The sequence below is a fragment of the Prevotella sp. CAG:255 genome (assembly GCF_000431195.1).
GTDB classification, from domain to species: Bacteria; Bacteroidota; Bacteroidia; order Bacteroidales; family Bacteroidaceae; genus Prevotella; species Prevotella rara.
In genome coordinates this window covers 14,400-35,957 of sequence record NZ_HF986861.1, presented here as the reverse complement: position 1 = coordinate 35,957, position 21,558 = coordinate 14,400, and the positions used below count along the sequence as shown (strand labels likewise).

Genomic DNA, 21,558 nt, shown 5'->3' with positions numbered 1-21,558 from the left:
TGCGTTCCTGCTGACAATGCAGAACCGCCGTGCACGCGGAAACGAGCGCTACGCTGTGACAACACGTCCCTCTAAGGTGGAGTGGGCTTCTCAGAACATGCTGGTGCTCGGCATCATCGTTCTGCTCGGTCTTCTGCTTCACTTGTTCAACTTCTGGTACAACATGATGTTTGCCGAACTGACAGGCATCAGCGTTCCTCATCATCCGGCTGACGGATTTGCCTACATCGTAGACACATTCTCTTGCCCGGTTTACGTTGTGCTTTACATCATCTGGCTTGCTGCTATCTGGTTCCACCTCTCACACGGATTCTGGAGCGCAATGCAGACTTTCGGATGGAGCGGCAAGGTTTGGTTCCAGCGCTGGAAGGTCATCGGCCTGGTTTACACAACTCTCCTCATGCTGGGCTTCCTCGTTGTAGTGCTTGCTTTCGCTTTCGGATGCGCACCGAGCCTGTTGTAATTGTAGTTCAAAATGCGTAACTCAAAATTCATAATTATTTAGAAAGAATATTATGGCAAAACAAATAGATTCCAGAATACCTGAAGGTCCGATAGCTGAAAAATGGACCAACTATAAGGCACATCAGCGCCTGGTTAACCCTAAGAACAAGCTGAAGCTCGACGTTATCGTCGTAGGTACGGGTCTGGCAGGTGCCAGTGCAGCAGCCAGCCTGGGCGAGATGGGCTTCAACGTGTTGAACTTCTGCATACAGGACTCTCCGCGCCGCGCTCACTCTATCGCTGCTCAGGGCGGTATCAACGCTGCCAAGAACTATCAGAACGACGGCGACTCTGTTTACCGTCTGTTCTACGACACAGTGAAGGGTGGTGACTACCGTGCACGCGAGGCTAACGTTTACCGTCTGGCTGAGGTGTCTAACAACATCATCGACCAGTGTGTTGCACAGGGTGTTCCTTTCGCACGCGAATACGGCGGCATGCTTGCCAACCGTTCGTTCGGCGGTGCTCAGGTGTCACGTACATTCTACGCTAAGGGTCAGACAGGCCAGCAGCTGCTGCTCGGTGCCTACTCTGCACTCAGCTGCCAGATACACGCAGGCCGCGTTAAGCTCTACACACGCTACGAAATGGAAGACGTTGTGCTCGTTGACGGCCGCGCACGTGGTATCATTGCCAAGAATCTCGTAACCGGAAAGCTGGAGCGCTTCTCTGCCAACGCAGTGGTTATAGCTACCGGCGGATACGGTAACACATACTTCCTTTCAACCAACGCCATGGGCTGTAACTGTACAGCTGCCATGTCTTGCTACCGCAAGGGCGCTTACTTCGCCAATCCTTCTTACGTTCAGATTCACCCGACATGTATCCCTGTACACGGAGACAACCAGTCGAAGCTTACGCTTATGTCTGAGTCTCTGCGTAACGACGGACGTATCTGGGTGCCCAAGAAGCTTGAGGACGCCAAGGCTCTGCAGGCCGGAACAAAGAAGGGAAGCGACATTCCTGAGGAAGACCGCGACTACTATCTGGAGCGCCGCTATCCGGCATTCGGTAACCTCGTTCCCCGCGACGTTGCTTCGCGTGCTGCCAAGGAGCGCTGCGACAAGGGCTTCGGCGTTAACAACACAGGTCTTGCCGTGTTCCTCGACTTCTCTGAGAGCATCGAGCGCCTCGGCATCGACGTTGTACGCCAGCGCTACGGCAACCTCTTCGACATGTATGAGGAAATCACAGACGTCAATCCGGGCGAGCTTGCAAACGAGATTAACGGCGTGAAGTATTACAACCCGATGATGATCTATCCTGCCATCCACTATACAATGGGCGGTATCTGGGTTGACTATGAGCTCATGACAAGCATCACAGGTCTGTTCGCCATCGGCGAGTGCAACTTCTCTGACCACGGTGCCAACCGTCTGGGTGCGTCAGCTCTTATGCAGGGTCTGGCCGACGGCTACTTCGTTCTGCCTTACACCATACAGAACTATCTGGCCGACCAGTCTATCTGGCCTCGCATCTCTACCGACCTGCCCGAGTTTGAGGAGGCTGAAAAGGCCGTTCAGGCTGAAATCGACCGCCTGATGAACATCAAGGGCAAGCGCTCTGTCGACTCTATCCACAAGGAGCTTGGCCACGTAATGTGGGAGTATGTGGGCATGGGCCGTACAGCTGAGGGCCTGAAGACAGGTCTCGAGAAGATCAAGAAAATACGCAAGGAGTTTGAGACCAACCTGTTTATCCCGGGCTCAAAAGAGGGTCTTAACACCGAGCTTGACAAGGCTATACACCTGCGCGACTTCATCACAATGGGCGAGCTCGTGGCTTACGACGCTCTCTCTCGTAACGAGTCATGCGGCGGTCACTTCCGTGAGGAGTACCAGACTGAGGAAGGCGAGGCTAAGCGCGACGACGAAAACTTCTTCTATGTAGGCTGCTGGGAGTACCAGGGCAGCGACGAGAAGGCGCCCGAGCTTATCAAGGAGCCTCTGCACTATGAAGCAATAAAAGTACAAACCAGAAATTATAAGAACTAAAAATATGGCAAACATTTCATTCACACTGAAATTCTGGCGTCAGAACGGACCGAAAGCCGAGGGCCATTTTGACACACGCGAGATGAAGGACATCCCCGATGATACATCTTTCCTCGAGATGCTCGACATTCTGAACGAGCAGCTCATTGAGGAAGGCAAGGAGCCGTTCGTGTTCGACCACGACTGCCGCGAGGGCATCTGCGGCATGTGCTCGCTCTACATCAACGGACATCCTCACGGCCCTAACACCGGAGCTACAACATGCCAGCTGTATATGCGTAAGTTCAAGGACGGCGACGTTATCACCGTTGAGCCGTGGCGTTCGGCTGCATTCCCTGTTATCAAGGACTGCATGGTTGACCGCGGAGCATTCGACAAGATCATACAGGCAGGCGGATATATCACCGTACGCACCGGACAGCCCCAGGACGCTAACGCCATTCTTATACCTAAAGAGGCTGCCGACGAGGCTATGGACTGCGCTACTTGTATCGGCTGCGGCGCTTGTGTTGCTGCCTGCAAGAACGGTTCTGCCATGCTTTTCGTAAGCTCTAAGGTTAGCCAGCTGGCTCTTCTGCCCCAGGGCCGTCCTGAGGCTGCTAAGCGTGCCAAGGCAATGATAATGAAGATGGAAGAGCTCGGATTCGGTAACTGCACCAACACCCGCGCCTGCGAGGCTGAGTGCCCGAAGAACGAGACCATCGCCAACATAGCCCGTCTGAACCGCGAGTTCATCAAGGCTAAGTTGAACGACTAATGGAAAGAACGCTATAAATTTATTTTTTCATAGTCTCCATGGGCGGGGCGCCGTTGTGCGCCCTGCCTTTTTTTGTGCCCCTGCCTTTCGTTTGTGTCATGAGCGGCTTTTGTCTGTTTCATTCCAGTTGGCTCTCCATGCCTGCGTTTTACGCCATTCCGCCTGCTATGCCGGCATTTTGAGTAAAAGTCATGCTGTTGTCTCCGTTATAATATTTGTATATTGTGTAATATATTGATAATCAGATGGTTATCCGTTTTATGGGCGTTCAGTTGCAAAATGCCGTGTTTCAGCCTGCAAAAGGTGGCCTTTTGGCGTGTAAAAGGTATTATTTTATGATGCAAAAGGCATCCTCTTAGAAATTGGGAGCTTGCGCGGCTTTTGCCTGCATGATGCCAAGCCTGTGCCGTAATTTAGGGCTACGGCATAACGATAGTGCATGTTTTGGTGCTGCGAAGGGTGGGGCAGGCTATCATATTCTGACAAAATGCTAGTGTTTTTGGTTCAAAAGGTTAAATAATTTAATTATTTCTGACAAATTGTCAATTATAAGTGTCAATTTGTCTAAATCTGTAAGTGGCACGCATGTTGCACTTATGTAAGCGAAAGCCTTTGGCTCAGGAGCCTCAGGCAGCCGCAAGGCCGCGGCCGGGATACCGGCGGGCAGGGCGGCAGAAAAATGAAAGGATAAAAAAATTATAAGGAGGATTTATTATGTTACCAGTAATTAGCAGAAACAATTGGATGCCCGAAGTTTTCAACGACTTCTTTGACACAGACTTCATGACAAGAACTAAGGCTACGGCACCGGCCATCAACGTCAAGGAAACCGAGAAAGACTACACCGTAGAAGTGGCTGCCCCGGGAATGACCAAGGACGACTTCAACGTGAACATCGACAAGGACGGCAACCTGCACATACACATGGAGGCCCACACCGAGAAGAAAGAGGAGGACAAGAAGAGCCACTATCTGCGCCGCGAGTTTGCCTACAGCAAGTTTGAACAGACGCTGCTGCTGCCCGACGATGTTGAGAAGGAGGCTATCGCAGCCAGAGTAAACGACGGCGTGCTCACCGTAACGCTGCCTAAGATGGCTAAGCCCGAATGCCCTGCAGCACGTCAGATAGAGGTGAAATAACATCCCGTTTAGCGCCGCTTGCGGCAACTTTAAGATGAATATATCATAGCCCAAGGGCGCGGTTCGTAAGAGCCGCGCCCTTTTTTTGTGCCTTATTTAGCTTGTTTGCCTTAGTCATGGTATTCAATAGTTCACAGTCTAAGCACCCATCTGCATCCGCATCCTGCGTTGCCGCCCACGGCTTATTTCCCTGTTGTAGTGGCGCCAAGGTGACGGACGGCAGTCTTGTGAGCATTAAATATTGTGTGTCTGCCGTGCATGGAAGGGTATTGGTGAGCACCATGCTGTAAACTCGCACAGGCTAAGTTTATCCATATTTTTTTGAATAAGATAGTCATCGGTTCGGCAATAAAAATAAAAAAAAGTATTTTTTCATTTTGTATTGCTCTCACCTTTCACTATCTTTGCTGATATTTTGGCTTTCTCTACAGGCCTTGAATATAAACGTAGAAATCATTACGGATAATGAAAATCATCATAAGCATTATAAATTCATCCTATAATCCGGCATCACAGATATCTCGGTGCCTTGGTTCGCAGCTCTCTACGGCAGAACCTGCACACGATAAGGCCGGTGCCCTTCGTACAGTTTTAAATTCTTGCTTCATGGCGTTGCGCACGCTTCTGCTTGTGCTGCTGATGCTCCTGCCCTCATGCGCCGGTGCCCGCGTGCTGGCGAAAGACTATATGACCTTGGTCAAAAAGACGTCAAAGTCGTCGATAAAGAGTGTTATGAGGCAGGCCGACCGCTATCTTGAGGCAGGTCATCAGGACACGGCGCTGGTGTATTACATGGTTGTATGTAACCGTATGGACGACAAGCTGTCCGACGAAGACAAACATCATTGCGCCATGGCGTTCCTGAAGAAAGGCAACATTTATTACATGAAAGGAGGATTTGCAGATGCCCTTAAGGCCTATTTCAGCGGCTTGCGGATAATAAAGACGTGTGAAGACCAGAAAGGAATAGGACGGTTTTATAATAATATAGCAAATGTTTACTGTGCGTTCAATGAGTTGGAGAAGGCTTATACGTATTATGAGACGGGATACAAGTGCTGTAGTAAATACCGTGACCATCAAAATGAGTATAAAATATTAACGAACCTTACCATATTGAATGTAAAGTTAGGAAAGACACGCGAAGCCCGTAAATGTTTTAATCTGTCTGAAAAGTTGAAGGACAAGAACAGCAAGGCTGACAATTTTATGGGGCGCTTTAATTATGGCTTGATACTTATAGCAGAGAAGAATTTCGCCCAGGCCGTCAGTAATTTCAAGAGTTTGTTGTCATATAGCTTTGATGTCGGCATGGAGCCGAGATTTATTTGTTCAGCTTATAAAAAGCTATATAAAAGCTATATGGAGCTTGGCGAGCGCGACTCTACGCTTAAATATCTCAAGCTGTGTGAAAACACTGCTGTGAAGCACGGCATTCATTATTTCTATCTTGATGTTCTTTTGGACCATGCCGACTATTTTGATGCCCAAGGCGACTACAAGTCGGCAAGCAGATACCGTGCCCGTTATCAGAAAGACAGAGACTCGGTTTACAATATACATGATTTCGATAGAGTCAAAAACGAGCAGACGCTTTATGAGATGGACAAGTACGACAAATACATAGCCTCGCTCAACGAGCGCGAGAAGGAGCGTGTGCTCACAATCTCGGCGCAAAGATACACCATAGCCGCAGTGTCTGTGGTAACGCTTGTCGTAGGGCTGCTCTTGCTTGTTGTATATAGACAGAAAAAGCGTATAGACAAGAGCTACAACAATCTGTTTGTCGTCAACCGCAACTTTGTCAATAATCAGGAGATAATGAGGCAGCGCCTGAGCGATGCGGTAAGCCGTCTTAAAGAGTCGGAGGCCGAGGCCGAACAGCTTCGGGGTAGGCTGGCTGCCTATGATGCCGATGATGTCGTCAAGGATGCCGGTGTCTCAGAGCAGTCTGACGATATGGCACATAAAGCCAAGTCGGGTGGCATCAATGATGACATGCGCAGAAAGCTGCTCGATTCAGTGATTGATATAATGGAGAATACGACGGAATTTTGCCGTCCCGATTTTTCTCTTGCTCGCCTTGCCGTTTTAGTGGGCTCTAACAACAAGTATGTTTCGCTTGTAATACACGACACGTTCCATAAAAGTTTCAAGAATTATGTTAACGATTACCGCATCCATCTTGCTTGTCTGCGTATGTCCGACACAGCAGGCTATGGTTCTTATACGTTGAACGCCATAGCGGAGAGTGTAGGGTTTAAGTCGTACACAACATTTGTTGAACTTTTTCGTAAGATTGTTGGAATAACACCTTCCATGTATAGAGACAAACTGAAAGAGTCTGTTTGATACTTGTGTGTAAAGTTTTTATGCCATTTAAGATTATTTCCTGAAAATTGAAGTCTGATTGTAAATATAATCAGACTTTTTATTATTTATTATCACCGATTTTCAGAAAGTTGGATATCTTCGGTTTGCATTTGTTTAAAGCAATGCATACATTTGCAAGTGAGAAAAGTCTGCCGGACATAATGCTTTCTTGAAGATATTTGTTCTGTTTTCTGGCAGACGTAAACCGGACAATGAATATTTGTGTGAAATAATTGTTTTAAAAACTTTAAACCTTTTTGCTTATGAAAAAGATCTTCATTTTTCTAATGGCTGCTTTTACGGCATTACCGAATAATGCCAACGCAGAGAAAGGATTCAAGATCCTTGGCGAAAACATCAGCGGATGTGGAATATCATCCAACGGCCAATACTTTGTCGGAACGTCATTAGCCACTGAGCATTCCATAAACGGAATGAACATGGAAAGCTTCATTTACAACACAAAAGACGGAACGCTTTCATGGATCACAGAGGCTGACCCGAGCGACTTCACAAAGTGTGGCAGATTTAAGGCCGTAAGCAACAATGGTATTATTTGCGGAGACGTCATCAACACAGACATTAAGCTGGCTTCTGAAGAGAACCCGATTTCTGCCGCTATATGGGAAAACGGAAAACGCACTTTATTAGAATATGGCGACTTTGACATTTCCACCATTTCAAGTTCTGCCGAAGGCGCCTTCAGCCAAGACATTTCTGAAGACGGCAACATTGTGGTAGGAAACTTCAATACCGGTTCAGGCGCTTTTATTACTCCGTGTAAGTGGGTCAAGAACAGCGAAGGTAAATACGCTATAGATTTTCTTACCGTACCCGAAAATATGAAAAACGGATACGCGATGAAAATATCATCAGACGGAAAAATATTCGGCATCATAACATCTAATGAAGATGACGACAAAGGTACTTACCTGTGCATCTGGGATGACGACAAGATAACCGTCCTGACACACGAAGACCTGGGCATAGAATTCCGTTATTTATGCGTAATGAATCTTATTGATGTAAGCCCGAATGGAAAATTCGTTATTTTCAGCGAAAGCAACACGTTCAAGACTTATATATACAACACAGAAACAAAAGAATGCAGACCTTTGCCTTCTTTTGGTGAATATGACAACTGGAACAACTTCAGCTATGCAAGCATTGACAACAATGGAAACGTTGCCGGAGCATACGACTATGGCAACCCCATCTTAGGTCCGATGCCTTACACACATCCTTTCTGGTATTCATACGAGCGTAATGCAATCTACGACTTCAGCTATTACATGACAATAGCAGCTGAGGGCGTAAATCCTGACATTGATTTCACTTTCGATGAGGAAACACTGACAATACCATCATTCATCTCTGCTGACGGCCAGACTATTGCAGGAAATGCAGATATCTACAACACATTCCTCCAGCAGACACCTAAATTCTGGGTGTTGAACGTAGATGACATCAGCAACACTGAAATACCATTGACCCCAACCGGACTCAATGCAAAGTCTGACGCACTGAAAGAGGCAAAGCTGTCGTGGACAAAAGACGAAACTGAATATAAGACTCTTACACTGAAATCATATAACATATACCGCGACGGTGAACTTATAGGCAATATAGAAGCAACAGAGCAGGAAATGTCTTTCAGAGACAAAGACATATACGGACACCCCGAATATACTGTAGAGGCAGTTCTGGCAAAGGCTGACGGAGGCACAATGCTTTCACAAAAATCAGTTCCTTTTAAAGCATCTGTTCCCGACACTTACGCCCTGCCATTCTTTGACGACTTCGACTCAGGCTCACTCGATACAAACTATTGGACTACTGAGGCTGACTATGGCGAAGGCGAAGACACTAAATGGATTTTGGACGGCTACGGACTGCTTCAGACAACATGCGCCGCTATATACGTAAGCAGCGCCAAGCCCCACTCATCAAGTCTTGTATCAAGACCTATGGACGCCACCAACGAAGAATCAGTGAATGTTTCATTTGCCAATATCTACGGATTCATCAACATTGAAGACCAAGCTCTTGACAACGACTCGATAAGCCTCGAAGTGACAACAGACAACGGCGACACATGGAAATCTGTAGGCGACTGGTCGATTGCAGAATTAAACCCGCAGCACAAATGGAACATGATAAACGTGGACATATCAAAAGAGGTTGCAGGCAAGATATTCTCTATCCGTTTCCACAGCCACGGCCAAGGCAAGTCATTATATTACGTGGATATTGAGAACGTGAAAATAACAACGGGCAACGAAGTAAAGAAAGACGCTCCCGAAGGACTTACAGGCTGCAAGAACAGCAGCGACACACCGCTTTCACTTATATGGAAGAACAATTTCGGTGCTTATCAGCTGAACCATATCAACAGCGTGGTTGAAAGCATGTTTACGCTCGGCAACGAAGGAAAAGAAGTAATCGGAGCCAACGCCTTCGATAAAGACGACCTTGCACCATACAAAGGAAAGTATCTGACAGGAGTAACAACCATCATCAATTTCTACGACTGGTATGAAGTAAACAAAGGCATACACGCCGCAATCGTTGTATTTGAAGACGGCAAGCTTGTAAGAGAGCAAGAAATAGAAGATCTGCCATACAATGAATACTTTACAACAGCACTTGACGAGCCTCTGCTCATTGACGGAAGCAAAGAGCTTAAAATAGGCATCAAGGTACACGACTATGATGCAGAACAGATACCTCTGCTCTACGCCGTTTCAGACAAGTTTATTGCAGGAAAGAGCGACCTGTTCTCTGAGGACAACGGAGCAACTTGGCAAAAAGTGTCAGAATTTTACGGTGAAAACAACGAAAAATCACCTTGCTGCTGGAACATTACCGGTTGCGTGACAGACGAGCCGGAACTGAAGCCATCAGAAACAGAGAACATATACTACAGCGTCTTCCGCAACGGAGAATTGTTGTCTACAGCTGTTCTCGACAAACTTCAGACCCACTACTTCGACAATGACGCAAAGGATGGCGACAGCTATTACGTAATGGCATATTATACTGACGGTTCTGTATCTGACGCATCAGAAGCCTTCATCTTCGACAGCAGCACTGACATCAGCCAATATACTATCGACGACCTTAGCATATCGTTCAATTCTGAAACGAAGAACATCAATATTAACGGTGAGTTTGACAAAGCAGAAATCTTTAACACAAACGGTATCTGCGTATCACAGTCTGCTGCAAACGCCATATCACTGAACGGCGTAACACCGGGTATTTATGTTCTAAAAATAAGCAAGGGTGGAAAAGCTGTTGTGAAAAAGATAATTATCAAATAACACGTTTCCATGATTAATAGCCTTTAAAAACGTTATAACTTATGATGAACAAATGAAATTGACGATGTCAGCAACCAACAGACTACATATACATAAAACCTGGACAAGTTAATTTCAGATGTTAACAGACAAAAGCCTTCCCAAGCAACGGTCTTGAGAAGGCTTTTGTATTCAACAAAGACGGGATTTGTCCCGAATAGTCTCAGAAGCCGAAAAGCCAGACATCCCAGAGTATTTTACCGAAGAGGAACAGGCCGTCTACAATCACGCCCTTGAACTGTATAAAGACTCTTTGGCTAAAGCAAGCAGGCCTGTACTTTTTGATGAAGGAGGCTATCGCAGCTAGAGTAAACGACGGCGTGCTCACCGTAACGCTGCCAAAGATGGCTAAGCCCGAATGTCTTGCGGCACGTCAGATAGAGGTGAAATAACATCCCGTTTAGCGCCGCTTGCGGCAACTTTAAGATGAATATACCATAGCCCAAGGGCGCCGTTCGTAAGAGCCGCACCCTTTTTTTGCCATATTTTGCTTGTTTGCCTTAGTCATGGTATGCAATATGTATTGCTCTCGCCTTTCACTATCTTTTGATAAGACAGGCATCGGTTCGGCAATAAAAATAAAAAAATACGTTTTTCATTTTGTATTGCTCTCACCTTTCACTATCTTTGCTGATATTTTGGCTTTCTTTCCAGGCCTTGAATATAAACGTAGAAATCTTACGGCTAATGAAAAACATCATAAGCATTATAAATTCATCCTATAATCCGGCATCACAGATATCTCCGTGCCTTGGTTCGCAGCTCTCTACGGCAGAATCTGCATACGATAAGGCCGGCGCCTCTCGTTCTGTTTTAAAGTCTTGCTTCATGGCGTTGCGCACGCTTCTGCTTGTGCTGCTGATGCTCCTGCCCTCATGCGCCGGTGCCCGCGTGTTGGCGAAAGACTATATGACCTTGGTCAAAAAGACATCAGACGCCTCGATAGACTATATAATGAAGAAGGCAGAACATTATCTCAATGCCGGACATTCCGACACCGCGCTGGTGTATTACATGGTGGCGTGCAACCGAATGAACGACAAACTCTCAGACAAAGACAAACAGCAATGCGCAATGGCATATCTGAAGAAAGGCAATATTCTCTATATGAAAGGCAACTACGCAGGTGCTCTCTCTGCCTATTTCAGCGGACTGCGCATTAACAACGATTGCAAGGCCAAGCACGAAACAGGGCGTTTCTACAACAATATAGCCAACGTATACTGCGTATTCGGCGACTATGTAAAGGGCTTGTCGTATTACAAGAAAGGCTATGAGTTTTGCCATAAATACGGCGACAAGGCCAATGCATACAAGATTCTTGCCAACATGACGAAAGTAAACATTATCAAGGGTAATACGTCCTCTGCCAGAAAATACTATAAGATGTCCGAGAAGGTGAAGAATCCTACGGACAAGGAAAACTGCTACATGGGTATTTTCAATTTCGGACTGATTCTCATGGCGGAGAAAAACTACCCCGAGGCCATAAATACGTACAACGAATTGTTGAACTATGCTGTTAAGAACAAGATGGGGCCGCGATACATTTGTTCTGCTTACAGAGAGCTGTATAATAACTATATGAGTCTTGGCAATCGCGATTCAACATTGAAATACCTGCGTTTGTGCGAGAGTACAGCTGTAAAGCACGGCATATTGCATGTCTATCTTGATGTCCTTGTAAAATATGCTGACTTTTATGACTCAGTAAGCAATTACAAGGCAGCAAGCCGCTACAGGGCCCGTTATCAGCATGAGAAGGACTCGATATTCGACACAAACAAGTTTGATGCCGTTAAAAACGAGCAGACGCTTTATGAGATGGACAAGTACGACAAATACATAGCCTCGCTCAACGCCCGCGAGAAGGAACGCTTGCAGACCATTTCACGCCAGAGGCTCACCATCGCCGGCGTCACTGTCGTGACCGCTGTGATAGGAGTGCTGCTCCTGCTTGTGTACCGCCAGAAGGGCAAGATAGACAAGAGCTACAACGACCTGTTTGTAATCAACCGCGACTTCGTCAAGCAACAGGAGTTCACCAGGCAGCGCATGCTTGAGCTTAACAACCGGCTTAAAAGCTCGGAGGCCGAGCTGGCAGCCCTGCGTGCGTCGCAGGAACATTCCGACGGAGCCGGCGAAGCGCCAGATACTGCCGTAGCCACTACTGCTGACGATGCTGACGGCAAGAACAAGACTCTGGCAATCAGCGAAGACATGCGCAGGAAACTGCTCGACGCGGTAATCGACGTGATGGAAAACTCGACCGAGTTTTGCAGCAGCGACTTCTCTCTTGCGCGCCTCGCCACGCTCGTAGGCTCCAACAGCAAGTACGTGTCTCTCGTGATAAACGACACCTTCCACAAGACTTTCAAGAATTACGTTAACGACTACCGCATACGTCTGGCTTGTCTGCGCATGGCCGACACCGGCACTTACGGCTCTTACACGCTCAACGCCATCGCAGAGAGCGTAGGCTTTAAGTCGTACACCACCTTCGTCGAGCTGTTCCGCAAGGTGGTCGGCATCACCCCATCAATGTATAAAGACAAGCTGAAAGCGTCTGTCTGACAATGCGCAGACATGCATTGCGTCGCGCATTTTATGACCATATTACACTAAGCATGACAGTTTTATAACTAAAACCGCCGCTTTTATTGCGTATTATCACCAATTTCTTGAAATTGGATATTTTTGATTTGCATTTTCTTTTGTCATGTCATAATTTTGCAGGTGTGACGAAACAGTCACGCATAGGGAATTGATATTTAATAAAGCGCTTTTTGAATTTGTCTGTTATCTAATTTAAATCTTAACCGTATGAAAAAAACTTTATTATCGTTAGTGACAATATGTTGTTTTTGTGCAGCGCCGGCACAAGAGTCGCTCATACCATTCCAGACCCATGAGGCTATAATAACGAACGTGTCGTCAAACGGCAGCTATGCCGTAGGCTCGACTCAGGGCATAGGCTATTTTATTAACGCCAAGACTGGCAAGCTGAGCGTGTTTGAAGAAACAGGTGTGATATACGACATTAGAGCCGTTGCCGACTGCGGTATTGCGGCAGGCTCGTACGCTCCCAACAACAGCGCCCAGATGCCGTGCTATGTCACCGAGGGTGATGGTTTTGTGCCACTGCCCACGCCGGAGGGCATTTCGGGTACGTGCTATGGAGTGCCCGAAGACGGTTCTTTCATCGCTGGCAATGTGTCGATTTCAGGTATCGACAATAACGGTGAACGTTTCAGTTACTACCAGCCGGTGATATGGTACCGCAACGAATCGGGAGATTACGATATGTACGAGGAATTGCCTTTCGATAAGATAGGTTTTGACAACCGCCTCACACAGGGCGCGTGGCTTCTTGGCGTTTCTGGCGACGGATTGACTATATACGGACGACTAATCGATGCCTCCGGCACCATCTACTTCCCTGTAATGTGGAAGAGGGCTTCGGCGCAGACCAGGGATTGGACTTACAAGGAGCTTTGTAGCGACTTCTGTTTCAACAAGGACGAGATAGCCCCCGAGTGGCCCCAATATGTGCCCAAAGAGCCTGACGTAACAGAATACTATACTGCCGAGGAACTTGAAGCCTTCAACGAGGCTCTTGCCGCCTATAATGATTCCGTAGAGCATGCAGGTTTTACCATTCCGGAAGAAGAAAGGTGGCCGTGGCCGACGTACAACCCCAACCAACACAAGACCGACTTCTTCAACACTGATACGCCCGACGGTGCAGACCGCAAAAACAGATACGCAGAGGACTACAACAAGTTTTTGAGCGACGGACAGGCTTATAATGACTCTATCATGCTGTATTACGATCGTCTAGGCAAATACCTAATCGGCGAAAACGTGTTCCACATCCTTGAAATGAACCTTAGCAACAACGGTAAATACATGGTAACTACCACCGAGACTAAGCCGGTCATAATTAACCCTGAGACCGAAGAGGTGACCGTACTTGAGGGAGTCGACGGACTGTTCCCTACGGCCGTGCTTGACGATGGTACCGTATTCTTGGGTCAGCCGGCATACATGCCTCCGCTCGACAGAGTTCCGTACGTACATAAGAACGGCGCAGTGATGGACTTTGGCGACTGGGTAAGGGAGCACAGCGAGAAGGCTTACAACGAGCTGATGGAGAACTTCCCCGACGGGCACTTTGGTGTGATATATTCAAATAATCCTGAAGGACTGACTTTCGGAGGCTTCAACCAGAAAAATGAGTATGGTAACTTGGGCTGGATCATGAATCTTAGTGCATATGATGACCTGACAACGGGTATTACCGAAAATGAGATTGCTGACGATGTAGAGGTATCATTCAACTCGGGTGAGGGCACTATCGACATAGCAGGCACAGATAAGGCTGACGTGCGCATATATTCAGTAAACGGCGTATGCGTATACAATGCTGCCGGAGTAAGCGGCCATGTATCAGTAGCATCGCTTGCACGCGGCACATATGTAGTCGAGGTTAAGAGCGGTAACAGCTTGCTACGTAAGAAGGTAATGATAATGTAGAATTTTTTTATAATCTTTAGGCGCGCCCTGACCGCCCGGTTATGTGACTGGGTGGTCAGGGCGCAGCCTTTACATATAAGGGATTTATGTCTCTGCGGAGGCATTTGTATATTTTTGGTGGATGACGTTGGCAGAACGCATCTGATTATTTATCTTTTTCGTTATCCAGTCCTGTGCGTTGCTGTTACCTGCATGCAGTTTTATGTGTTATGCCATGTAATGTTATTGTCTGCCGGATTTTGCGGTATTTCTGCAAGGTTACGCTATAACATGGAGTTTTTATAGATTATAAAAGCAGCCTATTTCTATCTCTCTGTTCATCGCCTTCCGTATGTTCCCGTTATTTTTGCCGTGTTTCAGTCCTTGTAGATGCATGATGCAGTAAAATATTTTGTCATCGCCGTGCAAGGAAGGGCAAAAGGGTGGGCTTTTATGAAAAAAGCACTATCTTTGCACCCGTTATGCACTTCACACTGAAAAGATACACAACACACTACCGCGCGCTCGTTTCGCTCGGCGTGCCCATTGTGGTGGGACAGATTGGAAACGTGGTACTCGGCTTTGCCGACACGCTCATGATAGGCCACCACAGCATGATGGAGCTGGCAGCCGCCAGCTTTGTCACCACCATGTTCACCCTGATCGTTATCTTCGCCATGGGCTTCTCCTACGGCCTTACGCCCATCGTGGGCGCCATGTTCGGCCGCGGCGAGAAGGAAGAGATTGGCGGCATACTGCGCAACAGCCTTGCAGCCAACAGCCTCATGGCCGTCATACTGCTCATAGTGTCGGCCGTGTTCTATCTCAACCTGCACCGCATGGGGCAGCCCGTTGAGCTGTTGCCATATATGCGCTCATATCTGTTGGTCAACATAGTGTCGCTGCCGTTTCTGTGCTGGTTTAACGCCTTCAAGCAGTTTTACGACGGAATAACCGACACGCGCGTGCCGATGTTCGTCATCCTGGGCGGCAACGTGCTCAACATCTTCGGCAACTATGTGCTCATCTACGGAGCCTTCGGCATGCCCGAGCTGGGCCTTCTCGGCGCCGGCATCAGCACCATGGTGTCGCGCATCGTGATGTTCGTGGCCTTCGTTGCCGTGTTCGTGTTTCACCGCAGCTATGCCCCTTACCGCCGCGGATATGCCGCCGGACGGCTCAACCGTGCCGACTTCCGCCGCATCAACACCCTTGGCTGGCCCGTTGCCATGCAGCTCGGCATGGAGTGCGCGGCCTTTTCGCTCTCTGCCATCTTCGTGGGCTGGATAGGCATAACGGCCCTTGCCGCACATCAGGTTACGCTCACGGCCTCGCAGCTGCTCTATATGGTCAACAGCGGCATGGCTGCCGCAATAGCCGTCAGGGTGAGCTATTTCCACGGTCAGGGCGACACAGCCGCCGTGCGCGACGCTGCCTATGCCGGCTTTCATGTCATCATGCTCATAGCCTTCGTGCTCTCGGTGCCCGTGTTTCTGCTGCGCAATACGTTCAGCTATTGGTTTACAGACAGCGCCGAGGTGTGTGTCCTCGTGTCGCAGACCGTCATACCGCTCATCGTCTATCAGTTTGGCGACGGCCTTCAGTACACCTTTGCCAACGCCCTTCGCGGCATTTCGTGCGTGCGTCCGCTCATCTGGATAGCCTTTTTCTCCTATTTCGTGGTGTCGTTGCCGCTCGGCTGGTTCCTCGGCATACACAGCGGCTGGGGCCTTGTAGGCGTTTGGAGCGCGTTTCCCGTGTGTTTGCTGTGCGCAGGCATACTTTATTGGCTCTGCTTCATTCGACGCCTCAGACGGCCTTAAAATGGCTCCTGCGGCCATTCTTCATTCCGTATGTCCTGCGGCGCTCAGGTTTTGTGGCGATAAATCCATTATAAAACGATATTAACCCAAATCGGTCATTAGACCGCATATTACTTTATCAATTTTGTGCATTGATGCTTTCAGCCAGTCTTTTTGTTTCTATTGGCGTCTTTTTGCTAGTTTTTTCTTGACATAGCCCGCTATGCCTGCGAAAAATCTAACGAAAATCCGCTCAATATAAAGCAAAAATCCCGACCGAATCCTTATAACCGATTTGGGATAAACAAGAAAGGGAGACATGCCTGTGTCGGCGTGTCTCCCTTTCTTGTTTTATCATATTGCGGCATCAGCATGCTTCTTGTCAGGGCATGCTTACTTCAAATCCTGCCGCCAGTTTACGTGCAGTGTTATTTCTTTGTGCCCCACATCATTGTGTCAATTAGCTTATACCGCTCCTCGGTCTGCCTGTCTGTGGTCATCGTCGTGTTTACGTCGAGCCGCAGCACGGGCACTGCCTCTTGTCCGTTTGCCGGCGTCCAGTCTGGCAGCCCCAGTCCGTTGGGGTTGCCCGTCTTTATGAAGTTGGCGTAATATCCCGAGAAGATGTCCGACATGAGGAAGTCTTCCGGCTGCCAGTCGAACACGCGGTTGGTGGGCAGCGTGCCCATGGCATACTCTATGTCGGCCGAGTGTACGGCTCCCTTTGCCTCGGGTGCCTTGTCGTCGCCGTCCTCCTTGTCCTTCAGTCCGCCAGCCAGTCCTGCCACTTTTCCGCTTATTCTCATTGCCGGGCGCGGGTGGCAGTAGACGTATCTGTATACGGGCTGACCGCTGCTCATGGTGTGCATGTGTGCCCATTTCCACGTGCCGAAGCCTATGAACATGTCGGAGGCAAGCATCATGCCCGGCTCTCCGCTCACGTCGGCGTCGGTGCTGATGCCGTAAAGCTGCACAACCTTCTCGGCGTTGCTGCCGAACACGGCTCGGGCTGCCTCTGTGGCGTTTGCCACCGTGGCCGGCTTGCCCTGCAGGATGAATGACGGCTGAGCCTCCTCAGAGTTGCCGCCAACCAGCAACGGCACTCTGGCCTGCCTGCCCCCGGCAAAGGTCTGTTCGGGCTGCTCGGCGAAGAAGTAGCCGTCTATGTTGTATGCCGGCCTGCTTCTTACGGCCGCGCGCTCCATCAGTTCGTCGGCGCTGAGAGCCCTGAGCTCCTCGAGCGACTTGCACCCCATCTGCTTCATCTTCTCCTTTCCTGCCTTTTCGGCCTCCTTCAGCGTGGCAATCTTGCCGAAGGCTATCACCGAACCGCTCGAGCCTATTGCCCTGCAGAAGAGGTTTCGCGACACGGGCGATGCCATGAGCGCGCTCACCGACATCGAGCCTGCCGACTCGCCTGCAATGGTTATCCTGTCGGGGTCGCCGCCGAATGCCGCTATGTTGTCCCTGAGCCACTGTATGGCTGCCGCCTGATCCATAAAGCCGTAGTTGCCCGAGCCCTTGTATGCTGTCTCCTTTGACAGGTCAGGATGCGCGAAGAATCCGAATATGCCCTCGCGGTAGTTTGCCGTAACGGCCACGATGCCCTTGCGCGCCATGCTCATTCCGGCATACCGCGGCTCGCTGCCGCTGCCTGCCATTAGTCCGCCGCCGTTGAAGTAGATCAGCACGGGCAGCTTCTCGTCCATGCTTTTTGCCGGTGTCCAGATGTTAAGATACAGGCAGTCTTCGCTCATCTTCTTTGTGCCGAAGTTCATGTCGCCGTATATAGGCTGCTGCATAGGGTTGGGACCAAACTCCGTTGCCTTGCGCACGCCCTGCCATCGGGCTGCCGGCTGCGGTGCCTTCCAGCGCAGTGGGCCTGTGGGCGGCGCTGCAAAGGGTATGCCCTTAAACACCTTTATGCCCGACTCGCAGGTGCCTTCAACCACTCCGCAGGCTGTCCTTACCTGCGGTCCTTGTGCCGTTGCCACTGCCGCAAGCAGCGCCAGTGCCAGCGATAATATAGATTTTTTCATTGCTGTTTATGTTTTTTGTTATGTCGTCATATATGTTCCGGCTCACTCCTTGGCGCATATTATCAGCACGTGCGAGCCGTCGGCCGTGGTGGTGGCCATGATGTAGCAGTCGCCCCCGTCGCCCAGCTTCAGCCGCTTTCTCAGTTCCTCGGCCTTCATCGGAAAGTTGCGCGTGGTTATGTTTGCCTTGCCTATGCCGCCGAGCGCCTTCTTCAGTTCCTTGCGGTTCATGCTGCTCACGGCTTTTATGACGAAGGCGCGGCCCGGAAATCCGACGGCTCTCTGCTCCGACACGAACAGATGGCTGTCGCGGCTTATCTGTCTTGCGCCGAAGGCTGCCTCTATGCGGCCGAAGCATCCTGCCTTCATCACCGACGGATTGGGCTCATACAGGCTCATGCCCGGCTGCAGGCTCAGCGGCGCGCGGCTGCCGTTGCTGCCGGCGTCATCGCCCGTGCCGTCTTCATCCGTTATATTTCTCTGTATGTCTGTCTGCGGATTATAGCTGAATATGCTGCCGTCGTTGACGCACGTAACGCTGGTCAGTCCGTCAAAGCGTGCCGACATGACGAGCAGCAGCTCCTTACACTCGTTGCCTGCCGACACGATGTGCACCTCGCCCACACAGCTGCCGAAGTCGGCCACCGTCTTGTGCCAGTCGAGCATGGGCGACAGTTTCAGCATCACGAAGTCGGCCTTGGCCAGCATCTCGTCGCGCATGGCCAGCACGTCGGGCGTGCAGTCAGCCACGGCAAAAGTCCTTCCGCCATGGCTGTCGCGCCGTGCCGGGTCGGCAAATATCATCGTGACATGCCCCATCTGGCCCATAAATTGCTCAGAATCGGCGCAGACCACCTCGGCCTGACTGATGCCCAGCACGCCCATGTTATGCCGCGAGAGCTCACACAAATGGCTCTGGCGCTCAACGTAGACGCCACGGCTGAAGCGGCGCGCCATGTAGGAGAAGTCGACGCCCAGTCCGCCCGTCAGGTCAACGAGCACGCTCTCTTCCTCGCGTGGCAGCCCGCTGACGAGCCTCTGCGCTATGTTTGCCTTGTATGTTGCAGTCTGTTCCGACGAGCACTGCTCCATTGATATGTGCGGCGGATACTTTATGCCGCTGTCGGCAGCCCATTGAGGCAGTTTTTTGCGTGCCGTCTGCCATCCCGCAATCTGGTTGAGCGCGTAGCCGAGGTCGATGCCTTCGGTTCCGGCAGCCTTCAGCGCGAGCGTCCTCACGTCGTCGTTGCGGTGGAGCATTATAAATTCTTCAGTGTTCATTGTCTTCATATAAGTTTGTTTCGGGCGCATTGTGCCGTTACCGTGGCCGGTCTGCCGTGCGGCGTGCCATGCGGCCGTGCAGCCCTTCGTCAGGCACAAATATACAACGTTTGAGGCTCACGCACAAGTAAGGAGACCATAAATTTTGCCTGCCGGGCATGATTGTGCTGCCGGGGCAGGGTGGTGTGGCGTAACGGCGTGATGTAAAATATTTTCAGCATTGATGTCTTCTGTTAGGCATGCCCTGCGATGCCGTTTTCCGAAATGCCGTGTCTTGCGCTGCAAAAGGCCATGTTTCGCCGTCCGAAAGGCCACCTTTTGCAGGCTGAAAGGGCATGTTTTGCATGGCTGTTTTTATGTGGCTGATTATCAGAAGGTTATGAAGTAAGTTGCCGTCAGCCGTTTTTGCACATCGAATACACATGAAGAGGCACGCTTTCCGGGCGTGTAAGCATGCCGCAAGAAAAGCAAAAGGCGACAGGGATGTTGTCCTTGCCGCCTTTAATAGTGCTTAATTTTAAAGAAAAAAGAAGAATTTGTTATTTCTTGTGGTTAACCGTGTATACCACCTTTCCGTCCTTGTCGATGAGATGGAGCGACAGGGTGGTCTTGTCGGCACATACCAGCGAGAAGCCCGTCACGCCGCTGCAGAACTGTGTTCCGTCTACAGCCTTCACCTTCGGACGGCTCAGCGATCCGCTCGTGTTCACCACGTAGTCGATGTTGCAGCCCGGCTTGCGTATGTGCTGGAAGTTGTGTATGTGTCCGCATATATACATGCTCACGTTCTTGTGCTTGGTCAGTATCGGGTTCAGGCGTGCCTGCATGTCGCCGCGCTCAGATGTGTCCTTGCCCGTGTCGGCATAAACGGGGTGGTGGCCCAGCACGATAACCCAGTCTTCCTTGGCCGAAGAGAGCACAGAGTCGAGCCATTCGAGCTGCTTGTTGTAGTCCTGCTTGCCTGCGTCGGGATATTTTTCGGTGTCGTTGCGGTATTTGTCAATCATCGGTGCAGTGTCTATGAACACCAGTCTTACGGTCACTCCGCCGTCCTCAATCACCTTTGTGTAGTATCTTGCCGGCATGGCCCAGCGTGCGCTCACGTTTGTGTAGTCGAGCACGGCCTGCGTGTTGCCGCGGTACTCGTGGTTTCCGAGCGTCGGATACCAGTCGAGCATCAGTTCGGGATGGCTGTATATAAGCTCATAGTTGGTCATCCAGAGGGGGTCCTGCGTGCTGCGCACACCCTCAAAGTGATGCACGTCGCCCGGCGCTGCTACACATTCTATGCCCACGGTCTCGGCCATGCGTCCCATCAGTTCAGCTATAGGCTTCTGGTCGTAGTATCCGTTGCGTCCCAGGTCGTTGGCCACGTAGAAGTTGACATCCTTCTCCAGCTTGGCCCACTGCTCGGGAGTCTGCGCCATGATGCTCATCACGGCCACTAAAAGCAAAATCAGAGTTGTTGAAAGTTTCTTCATTGTTGTGATGTTTTTGTTGTTTATATTCGTTTTGAAAGCAAAGCCGGGACAGCAGGCTGAGCACATACTGATAACTTGCTGTAAGTCATTTTGTACTCTCTCACGCCTGTTTTCCCGGTTTCATCTGTGCTAATCCGTTTCAGGAATTCATTATAAATCTATTCTTCTTAAACATTACTCTCATGACCGTTCAGTCGTTTCCTGCTTAGAAGCTGAGCTTGAATCCGGCCTGGAGCTTCACTCCGTAGTACTCCACCTGCATTGTGCGGTCCTTCTCTCCCTGGTAGTAGCGCAGCGGCTGGTTCATCAG

The 21,558-nt window shown here is 49.7% G+C and carries 12 protein-coding genes and 1 pseudogene (1 of these 13 cut by a window edge); 10 read left to right on the top strand and 3 right to left on the bottom strand.

Annotation, left to right across the window (positions count from 1 at the left end):
• The 10 genes and pseudogenes from QVO66_RS12265 to QVO66_RS12220 form a co-directional block, all read left to right on the top strand.
• Positions 1 to 463: pseudogene (locus QVO66_RS12265) on the top strand (succinate dehydrogenase/fumarate reductase cytochrome b subunit); it begins 243 nt to the left of the window's first position.
• Positions 464 to 515: 52 nt separating this feature from the next.
• Complete coding sequence (locus QVO66_RS12260; protein ID WP_021855783.1) at positions 516 to 2,498, top strand: fumarate reductase/succinate dehydrogenase flavoprotein subunit; 1,983 nt, start codon at positions 516 to 518, stop codon at positions 2,496 to 2,498.
• 4 nt (positions 2,499 to 2,502) lie between these two features.
• Positions 2,503 to 3,255, top strand: coding sequence for a succinate dehydrogenase/fumarate reductase iron-sulfur subunit (locus tag QVO66_RS12255; protein ID WP_021855782.1), 753 nt, complete (start codon positions 2,503 to 2,505; stop codon positions 3,253 to 3,255).
• Positions 3,256 to 3,969: 714 nt separating this feature from the next.
• The gene (locus QVO66_RS12250; protein WP_021855781.1) at positions 3,970 to 4,395 is read left to right on the top strand and encodes an Hsp20/alpha crystallin family protein; all 426 of its coding nucleotides are present in this window, start codon (positions 3,970 to 3,972) and stop codon (positions 4,393 to 4,395) included.
• Positions 4,396 to 4,860: 465 nt separating this feature from the next.
• Complete coding sequence (locus QVO66_RS12245) at positions 4,861 to 6,747, top strand: AraC family transcriptional regulator (RefSeq protein ID WP_021855780.1); 1,887 nt, start codon at positions 4,861 to 4,863, stop codon at positions 6,745 to 6,747.
• Positions 6,748 to 7,031: 284 nt separating this feature from the next.
• Positions 7,032 to 10,091 (top strand): T9SS type A sorting domain-containing protein, encoded by a 3,060-nt coding sequence (locus QVO66_RS12240; protein WP_021855779.1) that lies wholly within the window; start codon positions 7,032 to 7,034, stop codon positions 10,089 to 10,091.
• 323 nt (positions 10,092 to 10,414) lie between these two features.
• Positions 10,415 to 10,522, top strand: coding sequence for an Hsp20 family protein (locus tag QVO66_RS12235; RefSeq protein WP_288172868.1), 108 nt, complete (start codon positions 10,415 to 10,417; stop codon positions 10,520 to 10,522).
• 295 nt (positions 10,523 to 10,817) lie between these two features.
• Positions 10,818 to 12,704 (top strand): helix-turn-helix domain-containing protein, encoded by a 1,887-nt coding sequence (locus QVO66_RS12230; protein ID WP_288172867.1) that lies wholly within the window; start codon positions 10,818 to 10,820, stop codon positions 12,702 to 12,704.
• Between the two features lie 249 nt (positions 12,705 to 12,953).
• Positions 12,954 to 14,666 (top strand): T9SS type A sorting domain-containing protein, encoded by a 1,713-nt coding sequence (locus QVO66_RS12225; protein WP_021855777.1) that lies wholly within the window; start codon positions 12,954 to 12,956, stop codon positions 14,664 to 14,666.
• Between the two features lie 461 nt (positions 14,667 to 15,127).
• Positions 15,128 to 16,468: an MATE family efflux transporter gene (locus QVO66_RS12220; RefSeq protein WP_021855776.1), complete on the top strand. Its 1,341-nt coding sequence runs from the start codon at positions 15,128 to 15,130 to the stop codon at positions 16,466 to 16,468.
• 407 nt (positions 16,469 to 16,875) lie between these two features.
• On the opposite strand, the gene QVO66_RS12215 is transcribed toward QVO66_RS12220, so the two are convergent.
• The 3 genes from QVO66_RS12215 to QVO66_RS12205 all read right to left on the bottom strand — a co-directional run bounded on the left by QVO66_RS12215 (position 16,876) and on the right by QVO66_RS12205 (position 21,203).
• Entirely contained in the window at positions 16,876 to 18,486 is a 1,611-nt protein-coding gene (locus tag QVO66_RS12215) for a carboxylesterase/lipase family protein (protein WP_021855775.1), read from the bottom strand.
• A 42-nt stretch (positions 18,487 to 18,528) separates the two neighbouring features.
• Positions 18,529 to 19,767 carry a class I SAM-dependent methyltransferase gene (locus tag QVO66_RS12210; RefSeq protein ID WP_021855774.1) on the bottom strand — a complete coding sequence of 413 codons (1,239 nt, stop codon included), beginning with the start codon at positions 19,765 to 19,767 and terminating at the stop codon, positions 18,529 to 18,531.
• A gap of 539 nt (positions 19,768 to 20,306) precedes the next feature.
• Positions 20,307 to 21,203: a metallophosphoesterase gene (locus QVO66_RS12205; protein WP_370798912.1), complete on the bottom strand. Its 897-nt coding sequence runs from the start codon at positions 21,201 to 21,203 to the stop codon at positions 20,307 to 20,309.
• Between the last annotated feature and the right edge of the window lie 355 nt (positions 21,204 to 21,558).

What these genes read in the sequence shown, in the direction of transcription:
- QVO66_RS12255 (WP_021855782.1), top strand. Translation starts at nt 2,503, where the DNA reads ATGGCAAACATTTCATTCACACTGAAATTCTGGCGTCAGAACGGACCG.
- QVO66_RS12220 (WP_021855776.1), top strand. Translation starts at nt 15,128, where the DNA reads ATGCACTTCACACTGAAAAGATACACAACACACTACCGCGCGCTCGTT.
- QVO66_RS12250 (WP_021855781.1), top strand. Translation starts at nt 3,970, where the DNA reads ATGTTACCAGTAATTAGCAGAAACAATTGGATGCCCGAAGTTTTCAAC.
- QVO66_RS12230 (WP_288172867.1), top strand. Translation starts at nt 10,818, where the DNA reads ATGAAAAACATCATAAGCATTATAAATTCATCCTATAATCCGGCATCA.
- QVO66_RS12260 (WP_021855783.1), top strand. Translation starts at nt 516, where the DNA reads ATGGCAAAACAAATAGATTCCAGAATACCTGAAGGTCCGATAGCTGAA.
- QVO66_RS12235 (WP_288172868.1), top strand. Translation starts at nt 10,415, where the DNA reads ATGAAGGAGGCTATCGCAGCTAGAGTAAACGACGGCGTGCTCACCGTA.
- QVO66_RS12215 (WP_021855775.1), bottom strand. Translation starts at nt 18,486, where the DNA reads ATGAAAAAATCTATATTATCGCTGGCACTGGCGCTGCTTGCGGCAGTG.
- QVO66_RS12210 (WP_021855774.1), bottom strand. Translation starts at nt 19,767, where the DNA reads ATGAACACTGAAGAATTTATAATGCTCCACCGCAACGACGACGTGAGG.
- QVO66_RS12240 (WP_021855779.1), top strand. Translation starts at nt 7,032, where the DNA reads ATGAAAAAGATCTTCATTTTTCTAATGGCTGCTTTTACGGCATTACCG.
- QVO66_RS12205 (WP_370798912.1), bottom strand. Translation starts at nt 21,203, where the DNA reads ATGAGCATCATGGCGCAGACTCCCGAGCAGTGGGCCAAGCTGGAGAAG.
- QVO66_RS12245 (WP_021855780.1), top strand. Translation starts at nt 4,861, where the DNA reads ATGAAAATCATCATAAGCATTATAAATTCATCCTATAATCCGGCATCA.
- QVO66_RS12225 (WP_021855777.1), top strand. Translation starts at nt 12,954, where the DNA reads ATGAAAAAAACTTTATTATCGTTAGTGACAATATGTTGTTTTTGTGCA.